Source organism: Klebsiella sp. B345, assembly GCF_051131735.1.
Lineage (GTDB): Bacteria > Pseudomonadota > Gammaproteobacteria > Enterobacterales > Enterobacteriaceae > Klebsiella.
Genome location: NZ_CP180443.1, coordinates 4,807,409 through 4,822,457 on the forward strand (window position 1 = coordinate 4,807,409; position 15,049 = coordinate 4,822,457).

Here is a 15,049-nt window from a genome sequence, read left to right on the forward strand (position 1 = left end):
TATATTTCAGACGAATAACGCATTTTTGTTTGTTTTTACGGCAGTTGAACAAAATCGGGCTTTACAGCCTACGCAGAGGTGTTTATAGTGCGCCCCATACCGGAAGCGTGGCCGAGCGGTTGAAGGCACCGGTCTTGAAAACCGGCGACCCGAAAGGGTTCTAGAGTTCGAATCTCTACGCTTCCGCCAAATATAAAACCCCAGGATAGTTAATATCCTGGGGTTTTTTCATTTCTGACATTTCCTCACCCCAGGAACACGATAAAAAGCTGGCAGACAGCGTTTTTTATCCCGCGACAAATGGCACTAACTGGAAGATGTCACCCCGCCGCCTCATGCTATATATCCCCCGATACATACACATCGCAAAAAGGATGCATGACTATGCTGAAGGGTAAAAGGGCTGTTATCACTGGTGGGGGCGGAGGATTTGGTCAGGCATTGTGCGTGTGGTTGGCGCGAGAGGGGGTCGACGTGGAGTTTAGCGCGCGGCGCCTTGCTGATATTGAAAAAACCTGCGGCATCATTACAGCTGAAGGTGGAGCTGCAAAAGGGTATATCTGTGATTTAACCCAGCCTGAATCTATTGCCCAGTTTGCTTCCCAACTCTTACATTCAGACCAGCCCATAGACATTTTAATCCTTAATGCTGCTCAGTGGTTGTCAGGGACAATAGACGAGCAACCGGACACTGAAATCCTCAATACCATCAGTTCAGGCCTGACGGGCTCAATACTACTCACACAGGCGTTGCTCCCAGGAGTAAGGCACTCGGACCGCGCTGACATCGTTGCGATTATATCTGTATGCGGTATTGCGAATTTCACAGATTCCATTGCCCATCCTGCATTTTTTGCCAGTAAACATGGGCTTAGCGGTTTTACTACTAAACTGTCAAAACAATTATCCAAAGAAAACATCCGGGTAACCGGTTTGTATCCACCGGATTTTGAACTGACTGGGTTAGACGCGCCTGGCGATGAACAATGCAGAATGGGGGAGCGGCTAATGGACGGCCGTTCCGTCTGGGAAACGATTCGTTTTGTGCTGACGCAACCTCGTCACTGCCATATTAGTAGCATCTACTTTCAGGGACCAACTCGCGAAGATTTGCAATAACAGGGCCTGAAATTCTATTGAGGAAGTGTAATTTGCTGCAGGTGTAAAAAGCCGCCATGGGCGGCTTGTTGAAAAGGGCATCAGCGGTACGGCTATTCAACCTCTGAGATGTCATATTCCCGGGCAATCGCGCGGGTTTCACTTCCCCAGACTGAAGCCCTGGTTCTTGTCTGATGAGCATCAAAGGTCGTCTGGTTGCTAAAAAGCTCTTCGACTTTCCAGATCAAAGGATCCGCCGTTTCCGTAACCTCAAATGACACGCATCCGCTTTCTTCCTTTGTCAGTTTCTTGTGTTCCGGAAGGTACTGGCGCACAAGCGCCGCCTCGTCGGCATCTTTGCACACTAAACGACCCGTCAGCTTAATCATTAGCATCCCTTTATTTATTCAGTTTGAATAGCAAACCTGCTCCGGCTGGCGTTGCATAATGATGTTGCCGTGACGAATGGAGGTCAGCACTTTAGCCTGGCGGCATACCGCATCATAATCATTTTCTGCATCAAGGATCAGCAGATTTGCTGGACGCCCCTCGGCAATACCGTAGTTATCGCCCAGGCACAGCGCCCGGGCGCTGTTATCGGTAATGAGGTCGAGGCAGCGCTGCAAATCTTCATACCCCAGCATATGGCAGATATGCAGGCCGGCATCAAGAATGCGCATAATGTTGCCGTTACCCAGCGGGTACCACGGATCCTGAATGGAATCCTGGGCAAAGCAGACGTTAATCCCGGCGCGATCCAGCTCCGCCACCCGTGTCACGCCGCGGCGTTTTGGCCAGGTATCGAAGCGCCCCTGCAGGTGAATGCTTTCGGTCGGGCAGGAGATAAAGTTGATGCCCGACGCCTTTAACAGGCGGAACAGCTTCGAACAGTAAGCATTATCGTAGGAGCCCATCGCACAGGTATGACTGGCGGTAACCTGCGCGCCCATGCCGCGAACCCGGGCCTCTTCTGCCAGTACTTCCAGGAAGCGTGACTGCGGGTCGTCGATTTCATCGCAGTGAACATCCACCAGGCAGCCGTGGCGCTGGGCCAGGTCCATCAGAAAGACCAGCGAGCTGACTCCCTTATCGCGGGTGTTTTCGTAATGCGGAATACCGCCTACCACGTCGGCACCCATCTCAATGGCGCGGGTCATCAGCTCACGCCCGCCGGGGAAGGATTCGATGCCCTCCTGCGGGAAGGCCACGATTTGCAGGTCGATAAGATGGGCCGCCTCTTTTTTCACCTGCAGCATCGCTTCAAGGGCCGTCAGAGACGGATCGGTGACATCTATATGTGTGCGCACGTGCTGCACGCCGTTATCGCGCAGCATGCCGATCGTTTTCAGCGCGCGCTGGCGCGTGTCTTCTACCGTGACGCTCGCTTTACGCTGGCTCCAGCGGGTAATGCCCTCAAATAGCGTACCGCTCATATTCCACTCCGGTTCGCCTGCGGTCAGGGTGGCGTCGAGATGGATATGCGGCTCGACGAACGGCGGGATCACCAGCTTTTGCTGGGCGTCGATATTGCTGGCGCCAGCGGTCTGCGCTGCGGATTGCGAAACGATGCTTTTAATCACACCATCCTGTAAATCAAGGGTATACAGTGCTGCTTTATGGCGCAGGCGCGCGTTGATAATTTTCATGGTTGTTCCCGTAAATGGTTTTGCGACATACGCCAGATCGCTAAGGCGACAGAGGCGTTGAGATGAAATTGCGGATGACTGACCGGATAGCTGGTCAGTTTTTCAATGCGTTGGATGCGTTGATGCAGCGTATTGCGGTGAATACCTAACCGCTCGGCGGCCCTGACCACGTTGCCGTTCTCCTGAAGCAGCGTTTCCAGCGTCTCCATGAGCAGCCACGGGCTTTTGCGGTCGGGTTCGATCAGGCAGCCGAGAGTGTCATGCATAAAATCGCTCAGCAGCGTAGGATCGCTGACGGCGGAAAGCAGTTTGATAAAGCCCAGTTGCTGATAGTCGCTGATGCGCTGGGCCGGGCGCAGGTTATCGCTGAGATCCAGCGCCTGACGCGCCTGCGAGAGCGCGCGCTGATATCCCTGTAGCTGCTGCACCGGCGCGGAAAGGCCGCACAGCAGCGACAGCCCGTCATTGCCTTGTGCCAGCGCGAGCAACCACTGCTCTAGCCATTTTTTCTGCTGATAAAACTCACCTTCCTCATCCGGCAGCAGGAACAGAAACATATTGCTGCGCTCCACCAGCGGGAAAGGGTTGCCCTGTTGGTTGAGTTGCTGCTGCAATCGCTGACGCACGGTGCGGCGGGCCTGCTGTAGCCAGGCTTCGGCCTGCTCAGGTGGCGACTGACGAAACAGCCGCTGTATTCCCTCCAGGCGCAGCGCCGCGACCCGCAGCGGACGGGTAAAATCCAGCTGCTGGTGGAGCGCGCGCTGATGCAGGATTTGCAGGTCGGGATAATCGCCGGTGAGCAGCTGCATCAGAATATCGCGCTGTGATTGCAGGGCATTCTCGCTACGTACCAACGCGGTGCCGATGCGTTCCGTCACAATCACCATCTTCAGCAAATAGGGCTGTTCGATCAGCGGAATACCGAGTTCGTCGGCGAGGGCGAGCAGCCGCCGCGGGATCGCCTGAATATAGGCGTCGCCGGTGAGGATCACCATCCCGGCGATCCCGCGCTGCTTACCCTCCATCAGCAAATGGATCAGGTTGTCCTCATCGCGGGGATGGTTGATCCCGGTGATAAACACCAGCTCCCCGCCCATGATCCACTCGGCGATATTTTCATTTTCCGCTACGTAGTACCAGCGAACCGCCAGCTGTAGCCCCTGTTTGCCCGCTCGCAGGCGCATGGCGGAGAGGCCGTCAAGGGCGAGGATTTCGCTGACCGTCAGGCTCATGGTTACTGCTCCGCGACGGAATCAGCGGCGGGTTGACGCTTGCTCAGACGCGTCAGGGCGATGTAGACCAGCGCGGAAACGGTAATGCCAACCAGCGGCGCAATCCACGGCGACAAGTAAGCCACCACCGCACCCACGGCGTAGGCGCCAAGCCCCAGCCAGTTAAAGCGCGGTAAACGGGCGGTTTGCAGCAGAGGGTAGCGGCCGCCGCGATAAAACCAATAGTCGGCGAGGATCACGCCGCCGATAGGCGGAATAATGCTGCCCAGCAGGACCAGGAAAGGGATCAGCATTTCGTACATACCGCCAATGGCCAGCAGAATCCCGACGCCAGCGGCGGCGACGGTCAGCGTACGGCGGCGCTCGCTGCGCAGCAGATGGCAGGCGGCGGCAGAGACGTTATAGATTGTCGGTCCCTGAATCGTCAGTAGGTTGAGGCACAGCATCACCACCGCGGCAACGGAAAGCCCCTGCAAAATCAGCACTTCGACGATATCGGCCTGCTGATAGACGATGGCGCACCAGGCTCCGGCCACAATCATCAGCCCGTTACCGACGAGGAAGCTGCTCATGCTGGCGATGATGGCGGTGCGGCTGGAATTCGCCAGCCGGGTCCAGTTTGTCGCCTGGGTCGCGCCGCTGGCGAAGGTACCGAACACCATGGTGATAGCGGCCGACCAGGTCATGGTTTCGCTCGGTTCGATGTGAATCATCGCCTGCCAGCCACCGGCATGATGGGCGGCAAGGTACATCGACACCACCAGCAGAATAAACATCAGCGGCACCGAAATACGCGACAGCGCGTCCAGCCCCTTATAGCCCACCAGCGCGGTCACGCAGAACAGGATCCCGAACAGGATCATTAGCGGAATGGTCGCGACCTCGGGCAGGGCGAGGATTTTGACCAGTGAGATAGCGACCGTTGCCGTCCCCCAGGCGTACCAGCCCAGCTCGGCGAAGCCGAGAATAAAATCAGCAAGTTTGCTGCCGATTTCTCCGAAGCAAAAACGCCCCATTAGCACGGTATTCAGCCCGCTGCGAGCGGCGATCCAGCCGAGCGATGCGGCGTACAGGGCCAGCAGAAAGTTACCGATAACCGCAATCCACAGCAGGTTTACGATGGAAAAAGAGACGCCAAGCTTGCCGCCTGCGAACATCGTGCCGGTAAAAAAGGTGAAACTGAACAGGACCATGGAGATCGAAAATACGCCCTTGCGCCCGGTGGCAGGCGCTTCGACGAGCGGAAAATCATTGCTGTTTGACATAGTGGAACCTCTGAGTGGCTATCCGAATGGCGATGCAGAGGGGTAGCAAGAGGTATGCCAATAAAATCGGGGCAGGGTTAACACAATGCACTGTGCACAGTGCACATAAAAAGTCGTTAACCCGCAGGTGTTTGCCAGAATAGTGTGCACAGTGCAAAGTTTTGCACCGTCGTGGAGCAATTCCGGAGTGGCGATTTTCAGGACGACGCGCTTTTTTCCGTTGCCGCCTGGTAATGTGCTTCCATCTCATCCAGCGCGACCTGATTCTCCAGCCCCCACAGATACATCTGCTCAATCGGCTGGGCGAAGGTTTTGCCCAAATCGGTCAGCGTATATTCCACCTTTGGCGGCACCACCGGGTAAACATGACGGCTAATCAAGCCGCGCATCTCCAGTTCGCGCAGGGTCTGGATCAGCATCTTTTTTGAGATCCCCTGCAGGCTGCGCTGAAGTTCAGCGGTGCGGCAGCGATGGTTCGGCCAGTGCCACAGCGCGTGCAGCACCATGGAAGACCACTTTAGCGAAAAAAGATCCATCAACCTGCGCGGGGCGGAATCAGCATAGAAATAGAGTTTCCCCTCGACGATAACCGGCATTTTTGCTCCTCTCTGTTTATGGTCACCAAATGGTAACTACTACCAATCTGGAAACCGCCTGTCTATAGTGTGCGGCCTTTTTACAGCCAGACCTGAGGTACAGATGAAGATTCGTGGAATGATGGCCACCGCTGCCGACCAGCCGCTACGGGTGGGGGAAATTTCCCTGCGCGACGTTCAGGATAACGATGTGCTGATCGATATTCTCTACTGCGGCGTGTGCCACTCCGATCTGCATATGGCGCGCAATGAATGGGGCGTCAGCCAGTATCCGCTGGTGCCGGGCCACGAAATTGTGGGGCGGGTTCGCCAGAGCGGTAAGGCGGCAACGCGCTTTTCGCCGGGTCAGTTGGTGGGAGTGGGGGTGATGGTCGACTCCTGCGGGCAGTGTACCTTTTGCCAGCAGCAGGAAGAGCAATATTGCGACAGCGGCTTTACGCCGACCTATAACGGCACAGACCGCTATACCGGCGAGCTGACTCGCGGCGGCTATGCGCAGAATATCGTCGTTGACCAGCGCTTTGTGGTGAGCGTTCCCGAAAACCTTGACCCGGCTGGCGTTGCGCCGCTGCTGTGTGCCGGCGTGACCGTCTGGTCGCCACTGCGCTACTTCGACGTGAAACCGGGAGACCGGGTCGGGGTGATCGGCCTTGGCGGCCTGGGGCATATGGCGGTCAAGCTGGCCCGCGCGTTGGGGGCGGAGGTCACGCTGTTTACCACCTCGCCGGAAAAAGGCGAAGACGCGCGGCGTCTCGGGGCAAGCCGGGTGGTGATTTCCCGCGATAGCCAACAGATGGCAGCCAGTGTCGCCAGCCTTGATATCATTCTTGATTGCGTCGCCGCGCCGCACGACCTTGACCCCTATCTGGCGGCCCTGAAGACCAACGGCCGCCTGGTGCTGGTGGGGATCCCCGACAGTCCTCACCCATCACCGGATGTCACGCCGCTGGTGTTTCGTCGCCTGAGCATCAGCGGCACTTCCATCGGCAGCATCCAGGAGACCCAGCAGATGCTGGATTTCTGCGGCCAGCACAACATTACCGCGGACATCGAGATGATTCGCGGCGAAGAGGTTGAAGCGGCGTTCAGCCGGATGCTGAAAGGGGAGGTGAAATACCGCTTTGTGATTGATATGACCGCCACGGCGCTCTAACCGCGACTGCGCCCGATTTCTGCGGGCGCATCCAGCTTCTTTCTTGCAGAACGATCCTCCATGGTTTCCGGTCACTGATAGCGGGTAATGTTGGCTCCATGAAACCGACTGGTTGTATCGTTGTTGAAATTGCTAATTTCATATGCATTTCTGATATAACCATTATCAATGTCAGCCTTTCCTGAAATATTGTTCACGTCAGCGAGCGGTGTTAGTATCGGATAAATAGCCATTTAGACGGCTAAAGAACCTTTCATCAGGCTATTTCATTGGCCATTTTGGACCAGGGCCGTGCGCTGTCGGTGTCCAAACTGCCTGCAACCATAGCGCCTGACCGTAAAGGTTCTCAAATCAACATCGCTAACTAAGGAACTGCTATGTGGCAAGAAAGACTCGCGCAACTGGTCACCACCTGTCATTGGATCGGCGCGAAAGGCTGGGCACCGGCTACCGGCGGCAATATGTCGGTGCGCCAGGATGAGACCTGGTGCTGGCTCAGCGAGTCAGGACGCGATAAGGGCAGCCTGACGACGGAAGATTTCCTCCAGGTTGAGATCGCCAGCAATAAAGCCCCTTCCGGGCGTAAACCTTCCGCTGAAACCGGCCTGCATACCCTGGTATATCGCCTGTTCCCGGAGGCCAACGTGGTGCTACACGTTCATACCGTCAACGCCACCGTGCTGTCGCGTATTGAAAAAAGCGGCACCCTGGCGCTGCAGGGCTATGAAATGCAGAAAACCCTGACCGGCCAGCACAGCCATCTCGATACCGTACCGGTGGCGATTTTCGATAACGACCAGGACATAGACGCCCTGGCGGCGCGCATTGAAGATTACGCCCAGACCAACCCGCTGCGTTACGGCTTCCTGCTGCGCGGCCACGGCTTGACCTGCTGGGGCAAAGATATTAACGAGGCCCGTCGCCAGCTGGAAGGGCTGGAGTTTTTGTTCGAGTGCGAGCTGATGCGTCGCCGCTACGAGCCGTGACCAGAGCCAGCACTATTAGGTTCTAAATCTCTCTCCACCAACGGGTCAGGCATGGATTTTTATCTCGGAATCGATATCGGCACCTCACGCGTTAAAGCGGTGCTGTTTGATGAATATTTTCAGGCGTGCGCCAGCGCGGCGCAGAATACCGGCCCGCGGCTGTCGGCTAACGGCTATGCCGAACAGGACATGGCCCAGCTGTGGCAGTCGGTGGTGGCGATCCTGCGCGATATTGCCCAGCATCCGGCGCTGCAAAACGGGCGTTTACGCGCGATTGGTCTGGCCGGGCAGGGCGAAGGTGTCTGGCTCAGCGATGCCGAAGGCGAACCGGTTGGGCCGGGGATCTTGTGGAGCGATACCCGCAGCCGCGAGCTGATGAGCGAACTGCTCAGGCGCCCCGGTTTTGACCGCCGTTTCTTCGACGATACCGGCACCCACCTGCAACCCTGCAACACCAGTATGCAGCTGTACTGGCTTAAACATCATCAGCCGGAGCGGCTGGCGGCGGCCCGTTATCTGTTTTTTGCGAAGGACTGGATCCGCTTTCGCCTCACCGGTGTCGCGGCGCTGGATCTCACCGACGCCAGCACCTCTTTGCTTAATCAGCACAGCGGGACGTTATCCACGGTGGTGCTGAATGAGATGGGGCTGGCGGATTTAGCGCATCTGTTCCCGCCGCTGCTGGCGCCGGATGCTCCGGCCGGTACGCTGCGAGAAGAGGTCGCCTTGCTGACCGGGCTTCCCGTTGCCACGCCGGTAGCCGCTGGTGCGCTCGACGTGTGCAGCGCAGCGCTTGGCTGCGGCGCGGTGAACGACGGTGACATCTACACCATTCTTGGCACCACCTGCTGCACCGGCATCGTCTGCCATGGTCGTCAGACGGTCAACGAGGGGACACGTTACGTCACCCATGCCGAATCAGGCCGCTTCATTAATCTGTTTCCGATGCAGGCTGGCACACCGAATATCGATTGGCTCCAGCAGCAGATTTCGCTGAACCCGGATTTACAGCAGTTGGAACAGAGCATCGCCAGCGTTGAGCCGGGCAGCGGCGGGGTGTTCTGGCAGCCCTATCTTAACGGCGAACGCGCACCGTTCTTTAGCCCCGAGGCGAGGGCTGGTTATTTCGGTATCAGCCAGCACACCACCCGCGCAGAGCTACAGCGGGCGGTGTTTGAAGGGCTGGCTTACGCCATCGTCGACTCGCTTCAGGGCTACCCGCAGGGCGGTGAACTGTATCTGACCGGCGGCGGCGCGGCTTCAGCCACCTGGCTGCAAATCATTGCCGACTGTACCGGCAGAACGGTGGTCTCCAGCGCGTTCAACGAGCTGAGCGCGCGCGGTGCGGCGATTCTGGCAGCGCGCAGCGTCGATGCCCTGAGCCATTACCCGGTGCTGGAGCAGACCCGCTATCAGCCCAATCCGCAAGCGCATCACCGTTACGCCGCGCTATACCCGGTTTATCGCCTGCTGCGCGAGCAGATGCTCCCGGTCTGGCAGGCCCGCCGCGAGGCGCTTCACGCTCTTTCTCAGGAACAACGCATATGAAAATTGCTTTTACCGCCGAACACGCCGGCGATCTCAGTGCATTTCAGCAACTTGGCGAACTGCGGGTTGAAGGGTGGGCGCTGGGCAAGCCGAAGCTAAGCGCTGGCCAGCTGATCGAGCTGGCTCACGACGCTGACGTGCTGGTGACCAGCTACGATGATGTGACGGAAGAGGTGATAGCCGCCTGCCCACGTCTGAAGGTCATCGCCTGCACCCGTGCCAATCCGGTGAATATTGATACCAAGGCCGCCCAGGCGCGCGATATCCGGGTACTTTATACGCCGGGCCGCAATGCTGACGCCGCCGCAGAATTGACGCTGGGGCTGATGCTGGGCCTGGCGCGACACATTCCGCAATCGCACGCGGCGCTGAAACGCGGTGAGTTCACTAACGCTGAGAATGCCGCGCAGGCCACCCAGAACGGGCTGCGCCGTGATGTGGTGTGGGACGTCAGCCCGGAAAGCCCTTATGAAGTGTTTAAAGGCAGCGAGCTGCGCAATAAAACCCTGGGGCTGATCGGCTACGGCAATATTGGCCGCCGGGTGGCGCGCATTGCCCGTGCCTTTGGTATGGCGGTGCTGGTGGTGGATCCGTTTGTCGCCGCCGAGGATATCAACGAGCCGGGATTACAGAAAACGACGCTTGAGGCGCTGTTCCGTGAAGCAGACATCGTCAGCCTGCATCTGAGCAGCGGCCCGCACAGCGATGGCCTGGTCAACGCGCCATTGCTCAATAGCATGAAGCCGGGCGCGCTGCTGATTAATACTTCTCGTGCTGCAGTAGTGAATGAAGAGGCGTTAATTAACGCGCTGCGCCACGGCCCGCTGGGCGGCGCGGCGCTGGATGTGTATCACCGGGAACCACTGTGGCGCGACCACCCGTTTGTCACCGAGTTTGATAACGTGATTATCACCCCGCATATTGCCGGGGCGACGCGGGAGAGCATCGCGAAGCATACGGCGATGATTGCCGCCGACCTCCAGCGCTATGTCGCCGGGGAGCCGCTGCTCTACCAGTGGCGCTAAGCTGCTTGTGCCGCCGCATGATGCGGCGGCGATGCTGTTTGTCAGCCGCGGTTTGCCACCATAAACGCCTGCGTCTGTTCCCAGTCAACCACCCCCGCATCCGAACCCATCCCGGTCGCCACCAACGCGGCGACGGCAGACGCCACTTCACACGCCGCGTTGACGCTTAACCCACGGGCCAGGGCGGCAATAAAGCCGCCGCAGTAGCTGTCGCCGCAGCCGGTGGTGTCGACAGCATCAACCCGGAACGGCGCAATATGTTCAATGGCGCCATCGCGGGTCAGTAGCCAGGAGCCGTTCTCGCCATCTTTCAAAATGCAGGTCCCGACGCCAAGCCCGAAGAAGAAACGGGCGATTGCTTCCGGTTGCGTCTGCCCGGAGAGATACGCGGCCTCTTCAAGGGAAGGCATAAAGAAGTCCACCGATGGCAGCAGCGGGCGCAGCAGATCCAGGGTGTGCTCGTCGGGGGCAATTAAATCGAAGCTGGTGGTCACGCCGCGGGCTTTCGCCGCCTGTAGCAGCTGCGCGCTTTGCCCGCTGTCCATCGCGGCCAGCAGGCCGGTACCGCCGTGGTGCAGGAAGCGGCAATCAAGAATATCGGCGAACTGGTCTTCGCTGACGAAAAGGGCATCGGAAGCCCCCCGGCAGTGCAGCGCCGGGCGCTCGCCGTTGGGACGAATGGGCAGGATCGTCGCTGAGGTTTCCTTCAGCGTCGTGCGCTGGATCAGCGAGCAGTCGATACCCAGCCGGGCATAGCTGGCGAGGATAAAATCGGCTTTTTCGTCTTCGCCCAGGCAGGCCACCGCGGCGGTACGGATCCCCAGCTTTGCCGCATTGATATTGGCCCCGGCGGCGGTACCGGCGGGGTTAAGGCGGATCTGTTCGATAAAGGCCACCCCGCCGCGCGGCGGGATGTCGCGAACCGGGCGACCGGCGATATCAAGAATAGTCAGGCCGACAAAGACGGCGTCAAAAGTTGCCATACGTGCTCCACTTAACGATGCGTTTGACGCAGGCGCGCCTGCCAGAAGGAGAGGGCCAGCGCCACCACCAGAATCACGCCCACCAGTGCATCTTTCACGAGGTAGTTCAGCCCCATCAGATTCAGGCCGTTATCAATAATCGCGAGGAACAGCACGCCGCCGAGGGTGCCGGCAATGCTGACCCGGCCCAGCCGGTTGAAGGCGGTGCCGATAAATACCGCGGCGATAGCGTCCATTAGATAGGCCTGGCCGGCCAGCGGCGTAAACTGCCGCAGGTTGGCGGAGAGGATCACGCCGCCAACGGCGCACAGGGCGGAGGCCGCCACCAGCACCCACAGCATGGTCCGGCGGTCGCGGATCCCGGCGATTCGCGCCGCTTCGCCGTTCTGGCCGATCGCGCGAACGTATTTGCCAAACAACGTTCGTTCGGTTATCAGCCAGGCCGCCAGCCACAGCACCAGAACAATCACCACCGGTGTAGGAATACCGGCGATATTGCCGACTGCCAGATCGTGATACTCCGGCGCCATCCGACGGAAAGAGATAGAGCCGCCGCCGTCGGTGTAGATGCGCTCGGCGCTGCTGGCGATAAACCAGGTGCCAAGGGTGGCAAGGAACGGGCGAATCTGGCAGATAAGGATCAGGAAGGCGTTCAGCAGGCCGATAATCACCCCGCCGAGCAGCGCGCAGCCGACCGCAGCTTGCCACGGCAGGTGCCAGGTTTTGAGCGCCACCAGCGCAAAGGCCGCGCCGAAATCCAGCGCCACGCCAACGGAGAGGTCAATTGCTCCGGCGCTGACGATAAGGGTCATCGCCATCGCTACGATCAGCAAAATGGCGCTGCCCTGTAGCAGGTTGGCCCAGTTATCGAAGGTCAAAAATACCGGGTTGGCCCAGCCGAACAGGGCAATCGCCAGCAGGGTAATGACGCCGAATCCTGCCCGCGACAGCCATGCCAGCGGGCTGCTGCCGGTTTGCCCCGTTGATGGGGTTTTGAGCGTCAACTGGCTCATCAGTTGCCTCCTTTATGTCTGACCGCCGACGCCGCCAGCACCACGAGGATCAGGCCGCCTTTGATCGCCCCCATCCAGAAAATATTCACCCCCAGCAGGCCCAGCCCGTTAGAGAGTGCGTTGACCAGCACCGCACCGAGCAGCGCGCCCCAAATGGTGACCACGCGACGCCGCGAGAACGCCGCGCCGATAAAGGTGGCGAGAACGGTTTCCAGCAGCAATGGCGTTGCCGTGCCGCTGGAGCTGCCGGAGCCCTGGCTGAGCAGCGGCATAATCGCCAGTCCGGCGGCGACCCCCGCCAGCAGCCAGACAATAATGGTCAAACGGCGCACGTTGAGCCCGCTCATCTGCGCCATATCGCGGTTGCCGCCAACCGCCTGTAAATGCTGGCCGAAGCGGGAGTGATGCAGCAGAAACTGAAACAGCGCGAAGACCGCCAGCAGGTAGATCAGCGGCCACGGAATACCGAACAGATCGTTATCGCGAAAGGCCACCATCAGCGGGTCATTGACCGCGATGCGCCGCTGGCCGGTCAGCAGGTCGGTCAGCCCGGTGAAGGCCACCGAGGTCGACAACGTCGCCAGCAGCGGCGGCAGACCCGCCGCCAGCACCAGCGTGGCGTTGACCGCCCCGCAGGCCAGACTGACGGCAATCAGCAGTAATAACAGCAGCAGGTAAGGGGTGTTCCACTCCGCCATGCCAAGGCTGAGCAGCGCCACGCCGAGCACCGCAATGGCGGGAAGCGACAGGTCAATCCCGCCGGAGACCACATCATCGCCGCCGACGGCTATCACGCACACCAGGCCGAAGCAGAGGATCGCCAGCGGTACGCTCTGCACCAGCATCATGCTGATATTTTGCCAGCTTAAAAAGAACGGCGACTGGAGGCTGAGCCACACCAGCAGCGCAAAAAAGAGAATCAGGGGGAATTTTTCGATAAGCGTCGTGATGCCCGGAAGGGGGCGACGCTGGATGCTTGCGCTCATACCTGTTGTTCCTGTCCACCGTTAATCGTCACCAGTAACGCGTCCAGCGTCAGCCCCTGGGTCGGGAGATTGGCGACCAGCTCGCCGCGCCACATCACCAGGATGCGGTCACAAAGGCCCAATAGTTCTGGTGCGTCGCTGGAAGAAACCAGCACGCCGCGACCGCGATCCGCCAGTTCACGGGTGCGCTGATAAATATCGCTGCGTGCCCCGATATCCACCCCGAGGGTCGGTTCATCGAGAATGAACAGCCGTGCGTCGGTGCCCAGCCAGCGGGCGAGAATCGCCTTTTGTTGGTTGCCGCCGCTCATCAAGCGCACCGGCAGTTCCGGGCGGCCGGGGCGGATGGAAAGTTGCTCGATCCAGCTGCGCGCTTTTTCCAGCGCTCGGCCTCGACGTTCCCAGCCGAAGGTGGCGGTGTCCGGCAGCGAGGCCAGATTAATATTATCGGCGGTGGAAAAGGGGAGGATCAGTCCCTGATGACGGCGGTCGCGGGGGACCAGCGCCAGCCCGGCGCGGGTGGCCTGATAGGGCGTTCGCAGTCGTTTCAGCTGGCCGTCGATGCTGATCGTGCCGCTACGAGGGCGGCGTAGCCCGTAAAGGAGATCGACCAGCACGTCGCGCCCTGCACCCAGCAGCCCGGCCACGCCGACAATCTCACCGGGCTGAATATCAAAGGTAATATCGTTTAATTGCTGGCCGTCGCTAAGATGGCGCACGGAAAGCACCGGGGCGGCGGCATCGACTTCCTGAGCGCTGCTCTGGCGCGGGGTATACAGCTGCTCGATATCGCGACCGACCATCATTTTTATCAGCGCATCGGTATTTTGCAGGAGCTGCTGGTCAGGATAGCCGACGACCTCGCCGTTACGCAGCACCGTGCCGCGATCGCACAGGGCAGCGATTTCGTTGAGATAGTGAGAAATATAGAGGATCGCGATCCCCTGTTCCCGCAGGCGCAGGATCGCCGAGGAGACCAGACTGGCTTCCTGGGCTTCCAGCGGCGCGGTGGGCTCATCGAACACCACCAGCTTTGCGGCGCCATCGATCAACGCCCTGGCTATCTGCACCAGTTTGCGTTCGGCGAGGCTGAGGTCGCGGATCAGGCGGCGCGGGTTGATGTCCAGCTGCCAGCTGTCGCGGAAAAACGTCTCGGTAGCGGCATTCATGCGCCGCCGGTCCAGCGCGCCCCAGCGGGTGCGGTACTCCTGACCCAGAAACACCGATTCCGCGACGGTAAAGTGCGGGATCAGGTTAAGCTCCTGGTGAATAACGCGGATGCCCAGCGCTTCAATCGCCGCAGGATTGCCGAGCGGCAGAGGTACTCCGTCGAGGGTGGCGTTGCCGCTATCGGCCTGGTACACGCCGGCGAGGATCTTAATGAGCGTGGATTTTCCCGCGCCGTTCTCGCCGATCAGGCCGTGAATTTCACCGGGGTTCAGAAGCAGCGTGACCGCATTTAATGCAGTCACGTTGGCGAAGGTTTTGCTGATCTGGTTCATCGCCAGACCAGCGGCG

At 59.3% G+C, this 15,049-nt stretch carries 14 protein-coding genes, 1 tRNA gene and 1 pseudogene; 7 read left to right on the forward strand and 9 right to left on the reverse strand.

Annotated elements, in window-relative coordinates:
• The first annotated feature begins 101 nt into the window (after positions 1-101).
• From ACMYSO_RS22510 to ACMYSO_RS22520, 3 genes and pseudogenes are all read left to right on the forward strand, one after another.
• A tRNA-Ser gene (locus ACMYSO_RS22510) sits at positions 102-189 on the forward strand.
• 195 nt (positions 190-384) lie between these two features.
• Positions 385-912, forward strand: a pseudogene (locus ACMYSO_RS22515) (SDR family NAD(P)-dependent oxidoreductase); the annotation flags it as partial.
• Between the two features lie 6 nt (positions 913-918).
• The gene (locus ACMYSO_RS22520) at positions 919-1,119 is read left to right on the forward strand and encodes a hypothetical protein (RefSeq protein WP_434670859.1); all 201 of its coding nucleotides are present in this window, start codon (positions 919-921) and stop codon (positions 1,117-1,119) included.
• Between the two features lie 92 nt (positions 1,120-1,211).
• Here the strand turns inward: ACMYSO_RS22520 and ACMYSO_RS22525 are convergent, their stop codons facing one another.
• From ACMYSO_RS22525 to ACMYSO_RS22545, 5 genes are all read right to left on the reverse strand, one after another.
• Positions 1,212-1,487 carry a putative quinol monooxygenase gene (locus ACMYSO_RS22525; protein WP_434668029.1) on the reverse strand — a complete coding sequence of 92 codons (276 nt, stop codon included), beginning with the start codon at positions 1,485-1,487 and terminating at the stop codon, positions 1,212-1,214.
• Positions 1,488-1,505: 18 nt separating this feature from the next.
• Positions 1,506-2,744 (reverse strand): cytosine deaminase, encoded by a 1,239-nt coding sequence (gene codA / locus ACMYSO_RS22530; RefSeq protein ID WP_434668032.1) that lies wholly within the window; start codon positions 2,742-2,744, stop codon positions 1,506-1,508.
• Positions 2,741-3,976: a PucR family transcriptional regulator gene (locus ACMYSO_RS22535; protein ID WP_434668035.1), complete on the reverse strand. Its 1,236-nt coding sequence runs from the start codon at positions 3,974-3,976 to the stop codon at positions 2,741-2,743. The genes codA and ACMYSO_RS22535 overlap by 4 nt, the downstream gene beginning before the upstream one ends.
• Before the next feature lie 2 nt (positions 3,977-3,978).
• Entirely contained in the window at positions 3,979-5,241 is a 1,263-nt protein-coding gene (codB, locus tag ACMYSO_RS22540) for a cytosine permease (RefSeq protein ID WP_434668038.1), read from the reverse strand.
• A gap of 197 nt (positions 5,242-5,438) precedes the next feature.
• A complete protein-coding gene (locus ACMYSO_RS22545) occupies positions 5,439-5,837 on the reverse strand; it encodes a winged helix-turn-helix transcriptional regulator (protein ID WP_434668040.1) in 399 nt (132 codons plus the stop codon).
• Positions 5,838-5,940: 103 nt separating this feature from the next.
• Between ACMYSO_RS22545 and ACMYSO_RS22550 the strand changes: the two genes are divergently transcribed.
• From ACMYSO_RS22550 to ACMYSO_RS22565, 4 genes are all read left to right on the forward strand, one after another.
• Complete coding sequence (locus ACMYSO_RS22550; RefSeq protein ID WP_434668043.1) at positions 5,941-6,990, forward strand: NAD(P)-dependent alcohol dehydrogenase; 1,050 nt, start codon at positions 5,941-5,943, stop codon at positions 6,988-6,990.
• 377 nt (positions 6,991-7,367) lie between these two features.
• Positions 7,368-7,976: a methylthioribulose 1-phosphate dehydratase gene (locus tag ACMYSO_RS22555; RefSeq protein ID WP_434585674.1), complete on the forward strand. Its 609-nt coding sequence runs from the start codon at positions 7,368-7,370 to the stop codon at positions 7,974-7,976.
• A 51-nt stretch (positions 7,977-8,027) separates the two neighbouring features.
• Positions 8,028-9,524 (forward strand): FGGY-family carbohydrate kinase, encoded by a 1,497-nt coding sequence (locus tag ACMYSO_RS22560; protein ID WP_434668046.1) that lies wholly within the window; start codon positions 8,028-8,030, stop codon positions 9,522-9,524.
• Positions 9,521-10,549: a 2-hydroxyacid dehydrogenase gene (locus tag ACMYSO_RS22565; protein WP_434668049.1), complete on the forward strand. Its 1,029-nt coding sequence runs from the start codon at positions 9,521-9,523 to the stop codon at positions 10,547-10,549. The genes ACMYSO_RS22560 and ACMYSO_RS22565 overlap by 4 nt, the downstream gene beginning before the upstream one ends.
• Before the next feature lie 41 nt (positions 10,550-10,590).
• On the opposite strand, the gene ACMYSO_RS22570 is transcribed toward ACMYSO_RS22565, so the two are convergent.
• Genes ACMYSO_RS22570 through ACMYSO_RS22585 form a run of 4 tightly spaced genes read right to left on the reverse strand, consistent with a single transcriptional unit; the run spans position 10,591 to position 15,033 of the window.
• Positions 10,591-11,532, reverse strand: a complete 942-nt coding sequence (locus tag ACMYSO_RS22570) for a carbohydrate kinase family protein (RefSeq protein ID WP_434668052.1) — start codon at positions 11,530-11,532, stop codon at positions 10,591-10,593.
• An 11-nt stretch (positions 11,533-11,543) separates the two neighbouring features.
• Positions 11,544-12,545 carry an ABC transporter permease gene (locus ACMYSO_RS22575; protein WP_434585670.1) on the reverse strand — a complete coding sequence of 334 codons (1,002 nt, stop codon included), beginning with the start codon at positions 12,543-12,545 and terminating at the stop codon, positions 11,544-11,546.
• Positions 12,545-13,531: an ABC transporter permease gene (locus ACMYSO_RS22580; protein ID WP_434668055.1), complete on the reverse strand. Its 987-nt coding sequence runs from the start codon at positions 13,529-13,531 to the stop codon at positions 12,545-12,547. The genes ACMYSO_RS22575 and ACMYSO_RS22580 overlap by 1 nt, the downstream gene beginning before the upstream one ends.
• On the reverse strand, positions 13,528-15,033 hold the full coding sequence (locus tag ACMYSO_RS22585) for a sugar ABC transporter ATP-binding protein (protein WP_434670860.1): 1,506 nt from the start codon (positions 15,031-15,033) through the stop codon (positions 13,528-13,530). Before ACMYSO_RS22585 ends, ACMYSO_RS22580 begins: the two co-directional genes overlap by 4 nt.
• Between the last annotated feature and the right edge of the window lie 16 nt (positions 15,034-15,049).